We start from the raw sequence: 14,223 nt of genomic DNA, 5'->3' as shown, positions 1-14,223 counted from the left end.
GGGCCGGTCCGCCGGCCCTTCCTGCCGCCCGCCCCGTGTCGAGGTCGCCGATGATCCGCCGCCCTGCCCGTCTTGCCGCGCTCGCGCTCATCCTGGCCCTGCCGGGATGCAAGTTCGTCGAGACCGCGGAACTCGCCGCCCGCGCCGAAGCTGCCGCGACGCCTGCGGCCGGCTCCGACATCGCCGGCCGCTGGGACGCCGAGATCGTGCCGTATCTGGTCGGGAAGGCGAAACCTCTCGGCGAGATCCGCGCCGCGCTCGGGGGCGGGCTTGATGCCGCAGGCAAGACCTTCGGCTATCGCGAGGTGCCGGAAGGCGCGCCCTGGAACTTTCCGGTCGCGCTCGTTGGCACGATCGTCGAGGCCAACACGAAATCGCGCGCCGCGACCGCCGAGGTCGACACGGACGGCGACGGCAAGCCGGATGCGACGCTCCAGCTCGGACCCGTCGTCAAGGGCACCTCGATCCGCGACGTCCTGCCCTTCGTCTCCTTCACGAGCTACGCCAACCAGATCGAATATGCCGATGTCGCCAAGGCGCTGAACACGCAGGCCTTCGAGCGCGCCCTGAAGGACCTGCCGCGCGACACACTGGTCGGATCGCGCGTCGAGGCGACGGGTGTCTTCACGCTCCGCACGGCAGGCGACAAGCTGGTCGTCACGCCCGTTCTCGTGAAGCTCGGAGCCGGCGCGTGAGCGACGACATCGTCCTGTCCGTCCGGGGCGCGACCAAGGTCTATCCCGGCACGCAGGCGCTCAAGGGCGTCGACTTCGACGTCCGGCGCGGCGCCGTCAACGTGCTCGTCGGCGAGAACGGGGCCGGCAAGTCGACACTGATGAAGATCATCGCAGGCGTCGAGCAGCCGACCGAGGGCGAGATCCATCTCGACGGCAAGCCCGTCTCGCTGCCCGACACCGCCGCGGCCTCGCGCCACGGCATCGGCATCGTGTTCCAGGAACTCAACCTCTTCCCGAACATGAGCATCGCCGACAACATCTTCATCGGCCGCGAGAAGACGCGGCTGGGGATCGATATCGACGGCGGCGCGCAGAACGAGTTGGCCCGCGCGCTGCTCGCCCGCCTGGAGCATTCCAATTCGCCCGGCACGATGGTCGGGGACCTTCGCATCGGCGAGCAGCAGATCGTCGAGATCGCGAAGGCACTGAGCCAGGACGCCCGCATCCTGATTCTCGACGAGCCGACGTCGGCCCTGTCGGCGACCGAGGTCGAGATCCTCTTCGGCGTGATCCGCGAGCTGAAGGCGCAAGGGGTCGCGATCGTCTACATCTCCCACCGGCTCGAGGAGCTGGTGCGCATCGGCGACTTCATCACGGTCCTGCGCGACGGGCGCATCACGGGCGCGAGAGGCATGGGGGACGTCGACGTGCCCTGGATCGTGCGCGCCATGATCGGCTCGTCCTCCAAGGATTTCGCCAAGGTGGTCGAACACGACTACGGGCCCGAGATCCTGCGCGTCGAGGACATGACCCTGCCGCGCAAGGGCGGCGGGTTCGCGGTCGATCACGTGTCGCTGTCGCTGCGCTCGGGCGAGATCGTCGGCATCTACGGGCTGATGGGCGCGGGGCGCACCGAGCTCTTCGACTGCATCATGGGCCGCGAGCCGCTGTCGACCGGCCGCGTGACGCTGGGCGGCGAGACGCTGTCCGACCGCTCGATCCACGGCCGCATCAAGCGCGGCATCGCGCTGATCCCGGAGGACCGCAAGGCGGAAGGGCTGGTGCAGATCCTCTCGGTCGCCGAGAACATGTCCATGTCGAGCCTGTCGTCCTTCACGCGGCTCTTCCACCTCGACATCCAGCGCGAGCGCTCGAGCGTGCGCGATTTCGTCAAGCGCCTCGCGGTCAAGGTGTCCAGCATCGACAACCCGGTGTCCTCCCTGTCGGGCGGCAACCAGCAGAAGATCGTCATCGGCAAGGCGCTGATGACGGGCCCCCGGGTGCTCCTGATGGACGAGCCGAGCCGCGGCATCGACATCGGCGCGAAGGCGGAGGTGTTTCGCGTCATGCGCGAGCTGGCCGCGCAAGGGCTCGGCATCCTGTTCGTGACCTCCGACCTCGAGGAGGTGATGGAGCTGTCGGACCGCATCGTCGTCATGTCCAACGGCCGCGTCACCGGCGAGCGCAACCGCGCCGAGACCGACGAGCCCGAGATCGTCGCCCTGTCCGCCGCCGGCCACGGCCGTGCGCCCGCCATCCCACCGTTCCGACCGGAGCCCGCCCGATGACCGCCACCCATCCCGCGGCCACCGCGCCCGCCAGCGACCTGTCCCTCGCGCTCCTGCTTCTAAAGGCGCGCACCTTCATCGCGCTGATCCTTGTCGTCCTGTTCTTCTCCTTCGCCGCCCCGAACTTCCTGTCGACGGCGAACCTCATCATCATGTCGGAGCATGTCGCGCTGAACGCGTTCCTCGCGATCGGCATGACCTTCGTCATCATCACGGGCGGCATCGACCTGTCGGTCGGCTCGATCGTCGGCCTCTGCGGCATGGTCGCGGGCTACCTAGTGCTGAACGGCGTGGCGATCGACCTCGTCGGCTACACCGTGTTCTTCAACACGTTCGAGATCGTGCTGATCACGCTCGGCGTCGGCGTCCTCGTCGGCGTGGTCAACGGGCTCCTGATCACCCGGCTCAACGTCGCCCCCTTCATCGCGACGCTCGGCACGCTCTACGTCGCGCGCGGGCTGGCGCTCCTGTCGTCCGATGGGGCGACCTTCCCGAACCTCCGCGGCTCTGCCGAATGGGGCACGGCGGGCTTCCCCCTGATCGGGTCCGGCTCGTTCCTCGGCATCCCCGTCTCGATCTGGACGCTGGTCGTGGTGGGGTGCGGCGCGGCCTATCTCGCCGCCCGCACGCCGCTCGGCCGCGCGATCTATGCGGTCGGCGGCAACGAGCGCGCCGCCGCCCTGTCGGGCCTGCGGGTCAACCGGACCAAGATGTTCGTCTACATGTTCTCCGGCTTCTGCGCCGCGATCGTCGGTCTGATCGTCGCATCGCAGCTCGTCGCCTCGCATCCCGCGACCGGCGAAACCTTCGAGCTCAACGCCATCGCGGCGGCAGTGCTCGGCGGCACCTCCATGTCGGGCGGCCGGGGACGGATCGGCGGCACGATCGTCGGCGCCTTCGTGATCGGCATCCTGTCCGACGGGCTCGTGATGATGGGCGTCTCCTCGTTCTGGCAGACCGTGATCAAGGGCCTCGTCATCATCGCGGCCGTCGTCGTCGACCAGTTCCAGCAGCGCCTCCAGCAGCGCATCGCCCTCCAGCGCCAGGCGGCGCTCGCGCGCTAGCGCGGCCCTCGGGCGCGGGGCCCCCGAGGGCATCCGCGCCCCGCGCCTCGCGTGAGGTTCTTCGCCGCGACGAGGGATCGACCGCCGCAGCGGCGATCGCGGCAAGGGTCCCCCGAGACGCCTGATCGCCGAAAGGGCGGCCGTGCCGGCGCTGCAGAAGCGGCCGACGGCACGATGGATACCAACCTTCGGATGCCGATGTCGGAAGGAAAGGCTGCGGGCACGGTCACCGAAAGCCGATGGGGTGACAAGTCAGCCATGCGCGGTCCGGAACGGAGACGGGAGCGAGCCGGCGCCTCCCCGCGCCGGCTTTTCATCGTGGAAGCCCCTCAGCCATCGACCGTCGGCTTCAGGACGTCCGTGCACCATTGGCGGAAGGTCGTCGGCGTCGTGTTTTCGGGCGTGCGGGCGACGAAGTTGTCGAGCCCCTCGGCCTTTGCGGCCATCATCGCGGCATAGCCGTCCGCAATGGCCGGCGACAGGCCGCGCCGGGCGAGCGTGGCGCGGAAGTCGTCCAGCGCGACCTCGCGGAAGGCGATGGGCCGCCCGAGAGCGTCCGACATGATGCGGGCCAGGTCGTTCGGCGAAAGGTCCTCCGGTCCGAGCACCGGCTGCTCGCCCTGACCCGTCCAGGCCCGGTCGCGCAGGAGCGTCACGGCCCTGTCGGCGATGTCGCCCGTCGCGCAGATCGGCGCCTTCAGATCGCCCGGTGCCGGCAGGTAGAACTCGCCGCGCTCGCGCAGCGAGGCGGCCTGCCGCAGCAGGTTGTCCATGAAGGACGGCATGACGAGCGCCCGAAAGGCGACACCGGTGGACGCGATCAGATCGTCCATGGCGAGCGAGGCCGTCACGAACCCCGCCTGCTGCGCCAGCGGCGTGCCGCGCCCCAGCGCCGAGACGCCGACGACATGGCCGACGCCGCACCGCGCGAAGGCCTCGCAGGCTGGACGGGCGAAGCCCGCATAGACGTCGTCGAGATCGCGCGCATGCATGTCCGGCGGCGGCAGCCAGAAGACGGCGCGCGCCCCCTCGAATGCGCGGTTCACGACGACGGCATCGCCGTGCGATCCCGCGACGACGTCGACGCGCTCCCGGATTTCCGGCGGGATGCGGCCGGGATCGCGCACGACGACGCGGACGGTTTCGCCGAGATCGAGGAGCTTTGCCAGAACCTGGCTGCCGATGGCACCGGTCGGTGTGGTGACGACGATCATGACATCCACCTTTCCTGAGGGCCGACATGCGCGACCGCTGGAAATCGTGTAACCCTCAAGCGGTCGGACGCTCCATGCGAGCTGGTCCAGCTTTTCTTCGAGATCGTCCAGGATGCTTCCCGATCCGTTGTCCGAAGTCCTCTCCCTCCTGAAGCCTCGAAGCTCTGTATCGTCGGGCTTCGAGGCGGGCGGCGACTGGGCGGTGCGCTTTGCGGACCCGGAGGCGCGCATCAAGTGCTACGCCGTCACGCACGGGTCCTGCTGGCTGAGCGTCGAGGGAGGCGAGGCGCCCGTGCGCATCGCGGCCGGCGAATGCTTCGTCCTGCCGCGGGGGCGCCCCTTTCGCCTGGGAAGCGATCTCGTCACACCGCCCGTCGACGCCCGCACGATCTTCCCGCCCCCCGTCGCCGGTGGGGTCGTCTGCCTCAACGGTGGCGGGTCGTTTGCCCTGGTCGGCAGCCGCTTTGCGGTCGAGGGGCGGCTGGCGTCCGTCCTTCTGGACGGCCTGCCCGCCATCGTGCAGGTGCGCGGCGCGGCGGACCAGGAAGCGCTCGTCTGGCTGGTCGAGCAGATGCGGCGCGAGGTGCGCGAGCCGAGACCGGGCGGCGCGCTCGTCGCACGGCACCTCGCCCACATGATGCTCGTCCAGGCCCTGCGGCTGCATCTCGCCGATGCGGCGACGAGCGGCACCGGATGGTATTTCGCGCTCGCCCATCCGCGGCTTGCCGCGGCGATGGCGGCCCTTCACACCGATCCCGGCCGGCGCTGGACCTTGAGCGAACTCGGACGCATCGCCGGTATGTCGCGCTCCGCCTTCGCGCTGACCTTTCGCGAGCGCGTCGGGGAGACGCCGATCGGCTATCTCCAGCGCTGGCGGATGCTTCTGGCGGGTGAGCGCCTCAAGCAAGGCGAGCCGATCGCGGCGATCGCACCGGGGCTCGGCTACGAGTCCGAAAGCGCGTTCAGTACCGCCTTCAAGCGCACCATGGGCTGCACACCCCGCGCCTTCAGGACGCAGGCCTAGAGCGCTTTCCGACCGGCTCGAATGACCGTCATCGTCCTTCGGACGCCCGCTGCGCGGCGGGGCGCTTTCGCTCCGCGACGGCGTTGCTCGTCGGTCACGATGCGACAGCATCGCTCCCTCCTCGCGCCTTGCCGAGAACCAGAACCACCTCCGTGCCGACCACCCGAACCGGTCGGGAAACGCTCTCGACGAGGCCGCCGTATCGCGCCCGCAATGCGACCTCACACCCGATCGCCCGCCGGCCCGACCGCCACCCTCGTCGGGGCGCCGGAAGCCTGCGAGGAGGCCAGGATCGCGTCGATCAGGGCGTGGACCTTCAACGCCTCGCGTCCCGAGACGCGCGGTTCGCGGCCCTCAGTGAGACTGTCGAGAAAGTCTGCCAGCAGTCGCTGGTGGTTCGCGCTGGAGAAGGCCATGGGATCGGCGCCCGTGCCGTTGCCCACCGTTCCGTCCTCGATGCGCCACTGGCGGCCGTCCGCCAGCATGACGGCGACGCTCGACGAATCGAGCCGCAGCGAGCCCAGGGTACCGAACAGGTCGATCGCATCGGGAAAGCCGGGAAAGGCTGCGGTCGTCGCGCTGACCGCACCGAGCGCGCCGTTGGGAAAGCGCAGCGCCGCGTGGGCCACGTCCTCCGTCTCCATCCGGTGGGCGCGGCTGGTCGTGGCGAAGCCCGCGACCTCATCGGGCAGGCCGACGAGCGCGATCATCGCGTCGAGCGTATGGATGCCTTGCGTGAGAAGCACGCCGCCGCCGTCGCGCGCCCGCGTTCCCCGCCCCGCTTCGTCATAGTAGCTCTGCGGCCGCCAGTTGCTGAGACGCGCGGAGACGCTGACCACCTCGCCGATGGCGCCCTCGCGGAGGAGACGCAGAGCCCCTTCCACCGATGGGCGGAACCGGTTCTGCAGGACGACGCCGAGCCGCACGCCCGCCCCCTCCGCCGCCTCGACCAGCGCGCGGGACCGGGCCGGGTCGACCTCCAGCGGCTTCTCCAGGAGGATGTGCTTGCCGGCCGCCGCCGCCCGGCGCACGAGATCGAGATGCGTCGCGGGTGGGGTCAGGATGAGGACGGCCTCGATCGAGCGGTCGTCGAGAAGGGCTTCGAGCCGCTCCGCCACCGGAAGCCCATGCGCTTGCCCGAACGCGGCGCGGCGCTCGGGCGACGGGCTGAACGCCCCGGCGACCTCCACGTGGGACCCGAGCGCACGAAGCGCCGCGACATGGGGGGCGGCCGCCATGCCGAGCCCGACGATTCCGATCCTCACCATCGACGTTCCTCCCGATACAAAGTCATCATACCATTTCTGAATTTGTATGTTGACATGATCTCCGCTGCGGCACTACCGTCCGCTTGCCTTGGGAGGGGCTCGCGCACGCATGGCACTCGTCGACCCGAACTATCTGTTTCCGGCCGAACCCGGCGTGCGCTCGCTGGCACGTGACCTTTACGGCACGGTCCGCGACCTTCCGATCGTCAGTCCGCACGGCCATACCGACCCGCTCTGGTACGCCGACAACCGGCTGTTTCCCGATCCGGCGCAGCTGCTGATCGTCCCCGATCACTACATCTTCCGGATGCTGTTCAGCCAGGGACACCGGCTCGAGGACTTCGGCATTCCGACGCTCGACGGTGCGCCGGTGGAAACGGACGGGCGCACGATCTGGCGACGGTTCGCAAAGTCGTATTATCTCTTTCGCGGCACGCCGACACGGCTCTGGCTCGACTACACGCTCCAGACCCTCTTCGAGCTGGACGAGCCCCTGACGGAAGCGACCGCCGACCGGCACTACGATGCGATCGCCGAGCGGCTCGCCAGCGACAGCTACCGCCCCCGCGCGCTCTACGAGCGCTTCAACATCGAGGTGATCGCCACCACCGACGGCGCACTCGACGATCTGTCGGCGCACCGGGCGATCCGCAACAGCGGCTGGCAGGGCCGCGTCGTGCCAACCTATCGCCCGGATGCCGTGGTGGATCCCGATTTCGAAGGCTTTGCCGCCAACCTCGACCGGCTCGGCGAGATCACCGGCGCCGACACCGGCACGTGGGACGGCTATCTCGACGCGCATCGCCAGCGAAGAGCCGTGTTCCAGGCGCTCGGCGCGACGGCGACCGACCACGGGCACCCGACCGCCGAGACCGCGAACCTATCGGCGGCCGAGGCCGCGCGCCTCTTCGACCGGGTGCGCCTCGGCACGGCCGACGCCGGCGAGCGCGCCCTGTTCCGGGCCCAGATGCTGACCGAAATGGCGCGCATGAGCGCCGACGACGGGCTGGTCATGCAGATCCACCCCGGCTCCATGCGCAACCATTCGGCCGCCATGTTCGCCCGCTTCGGCCGCGACAAGGGCTTCGACATCCCGACGCGCACCGACTACGTGCGCGCGCTCCAGCCGCTTCTCGACGCCGTCGGCACCGATCCGCGCGCGAGCGTCATCCTCTTCACGCTGGACGAGACGAGCTACGCACGCGAGCTCGCCCCGCTCGCCGGCGTCTATCCCGCGTTGAAGCTCGGCCCCGCCTGGTGGTTCCACGACAGCCCGGAGGGCATGCGCCGCTTCCGCGAGGCGACGACCGAGACGGCCGGCTTCTACAACACGGTCGGCTTCAACGACGACACCCGTGCCTTCCCCTCGATCCCCGCGCGCCACGACGTCGCGCGTCGCGTCGACTGCGCCTTCCTCGCCCGCCTCGTGACAGAGCACCGCCTGCGCGAGGCGGAAGTGCACGAGCTGGCCCACGACCTCGCCTACGGCCTCGCCAAGAAGGCCTACCGGCTTTGATACCGCCGCCGTCTCAGGACGGACCCGTTCGAAGACGCGGCGGCCTTGCCCGAACGGAGGCCCGCCCCCGTAGGCGAAGCCGAACCGGCATGACGGATCAGAACAGGGCGAAAAGCCCGGACCCTTTGGAGGAACACCCCATGCGCATGATGAAACTTCTGGCGGGCGTCGCGCTCGCGTCCCTTCTCGGCATGGGCGCGGCCGGCGCCCAGACGCTCCTTCGCTCGTCCGACACCCACCCGGACGGCTATCCGACGGTCGAGGGCGTCAAGTATTTCGGCGAGCTGGTGAAGGAGCGCACGGCCGGGCGCTACGAGGTCGAGGTCTATCACTCCGCCCAGCTCGGCGAGGAGAAGGACACGATCGAGCAGGTACGCTCGGGCGTGATCCAGCTGAACCGCGTCTCCATGGCGCCCTTCAACGGCACGGTGAAGGAGACGATCGTCCCGGCGCTGCCTTACGTGTTCCGCGACGAGGAGCACATGCACAAGGTCATGGACGGCCCGGTCGGCGACCAGATCAAGGCCGCGTTCGAGCCGGCCGGTCTCGTGGCGCTCGCCTTCTACGACGCGGGCTCGCGCTCCTTCTACAATTCCAAGAAGCCGATCCGCACGGTCGCCGACCTCGCCGGTCTCAAGTTCCGCGTCATCCAGTCCGACATCTTCGTCGACATGACGTCGGCGCTCGGCGCCAACGCCACCCCGATGCCCTACGGCGAGGTCTATTCCTCCATCGAGACCGGCGTCATCGACGGGGCCGAGAACAACTTCCCGAGCTACGACACGGCCCGCCATGTCGAGGTCGCGAAATACTATTCGCTCGACCAGCACACGATCCTTCCCGAGGTCTTCGTGATGAACAAGGCGGCCTTCGACGGGATGACACCGGAGGATCAGGCGATCTTCCGCCAGGCCGCCAAGGACAGCGTCGGGCGCCAGCGCGAGTTGTGGACCGCGATGACCGAGAGCTCGCGCAAGAAGGTGGAGGAGGCCGGCGCCGAGATCAACGAGGTCGAGAAGCAGGCCTTCATCGACGCGATGAAACCGGTCTACGACAAGCACGTGAAGGACGACGTCCTGCGCAAGCTCGTCGAGGACGTGCGCGCGACGCAGTAAGGCGGCTCCCTCGGGTCGGCACGGCCGGCCCCGATCCCATCGCCCCGATCCGCCACCGGCCGCGCGTCACCGCGCGCGGCATCGGCGCCCCGCACCCCTGCCTCCCCCGCGCAACGGATGATCCGATGTCCGCACAGCCGACCTATGGCGTCCCGATCCTGTCACGGTTCAACCTCGCCGCCCTCTACGTCGCGGGCATCGGGCTCGTCCTGATGACGCTGATCGTCGGCTGGCAGGTCTTCTGCCGCTACGTCCTCAACGATTCTCCGAGCTGGACCGAGCCCGGCGCGGTGATGCTGATGAGCTGGTTCATTTTTCTGGGCGCCGCCGTCGGCGTGCGCGAGAACAACCATCTCGGCTTCGACGTCCTCCTCTATGTCGTGCCGCCCGGCGGCAAGAAATGGCTGCGGATGATCTCCGACATCGCGATCCTCGTCTTCGGGATCGGAATGGTCTGGTACGGCTCCAGCCTCGTCGCGCTCACCGCCGCGACCACGCTGCCCGCGCTCGGCATCTCGGGTGCCTGGGATTACTACCCAATCGTCGGCGGCGGGGCGCTCGTCTCGCTGTTTGCGCTGGAGCGCATCGTCCTGCGCCTGTCGGGCGCGCCGATCGACGCGGCGCTCGACGAGGTCGCCCCGTCCGAGATCGCGGTCGAACTCGAGAACATCGCCGACGTGCGCCGCGACGCGGCCGACCTCAACACCAAGGGCTGACCGTCATGGAACTCCTGATCCTCTTCGGCAGCTTCACGGCACTGATGCTGATCGGCACGCCGATCGCCTTCTGTCTCGGCATCTCGAGCCTCGCCACGGTCGCCTATATGGGCCTGCCGCCGCTCGTCGTGTTCCAGCGGCTGAATTCGGGCATGAGCGTCTTCTCGATGCTCGCCATCCCCTTCTTCATCTACGCCGGCGACCTGATGGTGCGCGGCGGCATCGCCGGGCGCATCGTCGCCTTCGCGGCGAGCGTCATCGGCCACGTGCGCGGCGGCCTGGGGCAGGTCAACATCCTGACCTCGACCCTCTTCGGCGGCATCTCCGGCTCGGCGGTGGCGGAGGCGGCGGCCGTCGGCGGCATCATGATCCCGCAAATGAAGTCGCGCGGCTACGGCGCGGACTACGCCGTGAACGTCACCTCGATGGCGGCGCTGATCGCGCTCCTCCTGCCGCCGTCCCACAACATGATCATCTACTCGATCTCGGCGGGCGGGCGCATCTCGATCGCCGACCTCTTCACCGCCGGCATCATCCCCGGCCTGCTTCTGGCCGCCTCGCTCATGGTGACGGCCTATATCGTGGCGCGGAAGCGCGGCTATCCGACCGAGCCGTTCCAGGGCTTCCTCGTCATCGGCCATCTTCTGGCCGCCGCGGTGCCGGGCCTCCTTCTCATCGCCATCATCTTCGGCGGCGTGCGGTCCGGTATCTTCACGGCGACCGAGAGCTCCTGCATCGCCGTCCTCTACGCGCTCCTCGTCACCACCTTCGTCTACCGGCAGCTGACCTGGGCGGACTTCGTCCATGCCACGATGGGCGCGGTGCGCACCACCGCCATGGTGCTCCTCATCATCGGCACGGCCGCCGCCTTCTCCTGGCTGATGGCGTTCCTCCGGGTGCCGGCGACCCTCGTCGACTGGATGCAGGGCCTCTCCGACAACCCGATCATGATCCTCCTTCTCCTCAACGTCCTGATGCTGCTGCTCGGCACCTTCATGGACATGGGGCCGACGATCATCATCACGACGCCGATCTTCCTGCCGATCGCCACCGCCTATGGCATCGATCCCGTGCATTTCGGGGTGATCATGATCCTGAACTACGGCATCGGGCTGAACACGCCGCCCGTCGGCGGGGTGCAGTTCGTGGCCTGCGCCGTCGGCCGGATCACGGTATGGGAGGCGATGCGCTCCGTATGGCCGTTCTACGGGGCGGGCGTCGTGGTCCTGCTTCTCGTGACCTACATTCCCGCCCTGTCGCTGTGGCTGCCAGCTGTCTTTCGATAAGGGTCTGACCGATGTCCGAAGCATCCGTGGATTGGCGCGTCGAGCGCAAGGCGAAGCTCTCGGAGAACGTCGTCAGCGCGCTGCGCGCCCAGATCATCGCCGGCGACTTCGCGGTCGGCGAGAAGCTGCCGACCGAGACGCGCATGTCCGAGATCTTCGGGGTGAGCCGCACCGTGGTGCGCGAGGCGGTCGCCATCCTGTCGGCCGACGGGCTGGTCGAGCCGCGCCACGGCGCGGGCGTCTTCGTGCGGATGAACCCGCAGCGCCGCATCGCCTCGATCGCCGCCGATGTCGGCGACCGCATCAGCCAGGCGATCAACGTGCTCGAGGTGCGCATGGGCATCGAGATCGAGAGCGCGGGGCTTGCCGCCGAGCGTTGCAACGCCTCGCAGGCCGCCCGCATCCAGGAAGCCTTCTTCGAGTTCGACCGCCTCATCCCGCTCGGCGAGCAGACCGGCAAGGCGGACTTCGCCTTCCACCGCGAGATCGCGGCGGCCACCAACAACCCGTTCTACGTTGATATCCTCGACGCGCTCGGCGACCGCACCATTCCCTGTGACCGCACCTCGCCCTGGTATTCGGTCGAGGTCCTCTCGCCGCAATACCTCATGGGCCTGCAGCGCGAGCACCTCGCGGTGCTCCAGGCGATCACGGCGGGCGACCCCGCCGGCGCGCGCGACGCGATGCGCCGGCATCTCACTTCCGCCCAGCAGCGCTACCGCCGCCGCCTCGCCCACCAGCAGGACTCCTACGCCGCCGCAGCCGGCGGCCGACGCCCTCCCGATACGGAACCGGAACCATCATGACGATCGACCACGAGACACGCTTTGCCGTCCATCCCGATGCGGCGGCAGCCATGGGCACCGAGGACCTCCGCCGGCACTTCCTGATCCAGGACCTCTTCCAGCCCGGCCGCATCCGCCTCACCTACACCTACTACGACCGCATGATCGTCGGCGGTGCCGTCCCGGGCGCCGATCCCCTCCCCCTCGAGACCATCCGACCCAACGGCACGGCGCGCTTCCTGGAGCGCCGCGAACTCGTGGTCGTCCATGTCGGCGGCGGCGCGGCGGAGATCCGCGCCGGCAAGGAGAGCCACGCACTCCAGCCCCGCGACATGCTCTATGTCGGCATGGGGCAGGAGGTGACGTTCCGCTCCGCCGATGCCGGCGATCCCGCGCGGCTCTACCTCCTGTCGGCGCCCGCCCACCGCACGCTGCCGACGCGGCACCTGCCGCATGCGGCGGCCAAGCGCATGGACCTCGGCGCCCGTGCGACCGCCAACGAGCGCTCGATCTTCCAGTACACGACGACGATCGAGACCTGCCAGATCGTCGTCGGCATGACCCAGCTCGCCGAAGGCTCGGTCTGGAACACGATGCCGGCGCATGTCCACGACCGGCGGATGGAGGCCTATCTCTACTTCGACCTGCCCCCCGAAGCGCGCGTCTTCCACATGATGGGAGCGCCCGACGAGACGCGCCATATTGTCATGGCCAACGAGGAGGCGGTCGTCTCGCCGCCCTGGTCGATCCATTCCGGTTGCGGCACCAGCGCCTACGCCTTCGTCTGGGCGATGGCCGGAGACAACGTCGACTACACCGACATGGACCCCGCCCCCCTGAAGGACATGCGCTGATGGCCCCCAACCCGTTCAGCCTCCAAGGCCGGCGCATCGCGGTGACCGGCGCCAACACAGGGATCGGCCAGGGCATCGCGGTCGCGATCGCCGAGGCCGGCGGCACTGTCGTCGGCATCGGCCGCTCGGCGATGGACGAGACCGCCGCGCGCGTGGAGGCCACCGGCGGCGCGTTCACGCCCTGCCTCGTCGACCTCTCGGACATCGCGGCCGGCACCGGGGCGCTGGAGCGGCTGATCGCGGACGCGCCGCTCGACGGTCTCGTCAACAATGCCGGCATTATCCGGCGGGCAGATTCGGTCGACTTCAGCGAGGCCGACTGGGACGCCGTGATGGACGTCAACATCAAGTCGGTCTTCTTCCTGTCGCAGGCCTTCGCGCGAGGCTGCCTCGCCGACGGCCGGCCGGGACGGATCGTCAACATCGCCTCGCTCCTGTCGTTCCAGGGCGGCATCCGCGTGCCGGCCTACACCGCCGCCAAGCACGGCGTCGCGGGTATCACCAAGATTCTCGCCAACGAATGGGCGGCGCGCGGGATCAACGTCAACGCCATCGCGCCGGGCTATATCGAGACCAACAACACGGCGGCGCTGCGCGCCGACCCCGACCGGTCCCGCGCGATCCTCGAGCGCATCCCCGCCGGACGCTGGGGCGTCGCCGAGGATATCGGCGCGGCCACGGTGTTCCTGCTCGCCGAGGCCTCGCGCTACGTCCACGGAACGGTTCTGCCGGTCGACGGCGGCTGGCTCGCGAGGTGACCCCCATGACCGCCAAACCCGACATCTTCGCGCGCGCCGGCGACGGCACCTTCGAGCCGACGCCCGACGGCAACGAGCGGCGCATCGTCTGCTGGACGCCGGAACTGATGATGGTCGAGTTCCGCTTCGAGGCCGGCGGTGTCGGCTGGCTGCACGAGCATCCGCACGTCCAGTCGAGCTATGTCGCGGAAGGGGCCTTCGAGGTGACCGTGGACGGTCGTACCGAGACGCTGCGCGCCGGCGACTGCTTCATCGTCCCGTCCGGCCTGCGGCACGGCGTGAAGGCGCTCGAGAAGGGCCGTCTCGTCGACACGTTCACGCCCTTCCGGCAGGATTTCCTGTCGCATCCGCCAGGCTGACGCGCAGCGGCCTTTTCGA

General features: G+C 69.1%; 14 protein-coding genes. 12 read left to right on the top strand and 2 right to left on the bottom strand.

The genetic code is table 11. The features are described from left to right. Nucleotides 1-50: 50 nt before the first annotated feature. From ACLNGM_RS05925 to ACLNGM_RS05915, 3 genes are read left to right on the top strand one after another with little or no spacing between them, the layout of a single operon-like run. Nucleotides 51-695, top strand: a complete 645-nt coding sequence (locus ACLNGM_RS05925) for a DUF2291 family protein (RefSeq protein WP_416357595.1) — start codon at nt 51-53, stop codon at nt 693-695. Next, on the top strand, nt 692-2,245 hold the full coding sequence (locus ACLNGM_RS05920; protein WP_416357594.1) for a sugar ABC transporter ATP-binding protein: 1,554 nt from the start codon (nt 692-694) through the stop codon (nt 2,243-2,245). Before ACLNGM_RS05925 ends, ACLNGM_RS05920 begins: the two co-directional genes overlap by 4 nt. Further along, nucleotides 2,242-3,309, top strand: coding sequence for an ABC transporter permease (locus tag ACLNGM_RS05915; protein WP_416357593.1), 1,068 nt, complete (start codon nt 2,242-2,244; stop codon nt 3,307-3,309). The genes ACLNGM_RS05920 and ACLNGM_RS05915 overlap by 4 nt, the downstream gene beginning before the upstream one ends. Before the next feature lie 329 nt (nt 3,310-3,638). Here the strand turns inward: ACLNGM_RS05915 and ACLNGM_RS05910 are convergent, their stop codons facing one another. Beyond that, nucleotides 3,639-4,523, bottom strand: coding sequence for an NAD(P)H-binding protein (locus ACLNGM_RS05910; protein ID WP_416357592.1), 885 nt, complete (start codon nt 4,521-4,523; stop codon nt 3,639-3,641). Between the two features lie 127 nt (nt 4,524-4,650). On the opposite strand from ACLNGM_RS05910, the gene ACLNGM_RS05905 reads away from it, so the two are divergent. Next, nucleotides 4,651-5,547, top strand: coding sequence for an AraC family transcriptional regulator (locus ACLNGM_RS05905; protein WP_416357591.1), 897 nt, complete (start codon nt 4,651-4,653; stop codon nt 5,545-5,547). A gap of 221 nt (nt 5,548-5,768) precedes the next feature. On the opposite strand, the gene ACLNGM_RS05900 is transcribed toward ACLNGM_RS05905, so the two are convergent. Beyond that, nucleotides 5,769-6,815 (bottom strand): Gfo/Idh/MocA family protein, encoded by a 1,047-nt coding sequence (locus ACLNGM_RS05900; RefSeq protein ID WP_416357590.1) that lies wholly within the window; start codon nt 6,813-6,815, stop codon nt 5,769-5,771. Between the two features lie 109 nt (nt 6,816-6,924). Here ACLNGM_RS05900 and uxaC point away from each other — a divergent pair, with 109 nt between their 5' ends. The 8 genes from uxaC to ACLNGM_RS05860 all read left to right on the top strand — a co-directional run bounded on the left by uxaC (nt 6,925) and on the right by ACLNGM_RS05860 (nt 14,204). Further along, nucleotides 6,925-8,331: a glucuronate isomerase gene (gene uxaC, locus ACLNGM_RS05895; RefSeq protein WP_416357589.1), complete on the top strand. Its 1,407-nt coding sequence runs from the start codon at nt 6,925-6,927 to the stop codon at nt 8,329-8,331. Nucleotides 8,332-8,471: 140 nt separating this feature from the next. Beyond that, on the top strand, nt 8,472-9,446 hold the full coding sequence (locus ACLNGM_RS05890) for a TRAP transporter substrate-binding protein (protein WP_416357588.1): 975 nt from the start codon (nt 8,472-8,474) through the stop codon (nt 9,444-9,446). A gap of 125 nt (nt 9,447-9,571) precedes the next feature. Beyond that, on the top strand, nt 9,572-10,162 hold the full coding sequence (locus ACLNGM_RS05885; protein ID WP_416357587.1) for a TRAP transporter small permease: 591 nt from the start codon (nt 9,572-9,574) through the stop codon (nt 10,160-10,162). A 5-nt stretch (nt 10,163-10,167) separates the two neighbouring features. Then, entirely contained in the window at nt 10,168-11,448 is a 1,281-nt protein-coding gene (locus ACLNGM_RS05880; protein ID WP_090964922.1) for a TRAP transporter large permease, read from the top strand. 11 nt (nt 11,449-11,459) lie between these two features. Next, a complete protein-coding gene (locus tag ACLNGM_RS05875; RefSeq protein WP_416357586.1) occupies nt 11,460-12,254 on the top strand; it encodes a FadR/GntR family transcriptional regulator in 795 nt (264 codons plus the stop codon). Continuing rightward, nucleotides 12,251-13,087 carry a 5-dehydro-4-deoxy-D-glucuronate isomerase gene (kduI, locus tag ACLNGM_RS05870; RefSeq protein ID WP_416357585.1) on the top strand — a complete coding sequence of 279 codons (837 nt, stop codon included), beginning with the start codon at nt 12,251-12,253 and terminating at the stop codon, nt 13,085-13,087. Before ACLNGM_RS05875 ends, kduI begins: the two co-directional genes overlap by 4 nt. Next, a complete protein-coding gene (gene kduD, locus ACLNGM_RS05865) occupies nt 13,087-13,845 on the top strand; it encodes a 2-dehydro-3-deoxy-D-gluconate 5-dehydrogenase KduD (protein WP_416357584.1) in 759 nt (252 codons plus the stop codon). The genes kduI and kduD overlap by 1 nt, the downstream gene beginning before the upstream one ends. A gap of 5 nt (nt 13,846-13,850) precedes the next feature. Then, nucleotides 13,851-14,204 (top strand): cupin domain-containing protein, encoded by a 354-nt coding sequence (locus tag ACLNGM_RS05860; RefSeq protein ID WP_416357583.1) that lies wholly within the window; start codon nt 13,851-13,853, stop codon nt 14,202-14,204. Nucleotides 14,205-14,223: the final 19 nt, after the last annotated feature.

The organism is Aureimonas phyllosphaerae (assembly GCF_047943035.1).
Lineage (GTDB): Bacteria > Pseudomonadota > Alphaproteobacteria > Rhizobiales > Rhizobiaceae > Aureimonas > Aureimonas phyllosphaerae.
The sequence above is the reverse complement of the archived record's forward strand: the minus strand, read 5'-3'. Positions and strand labels throughout refer to the sequence as shown.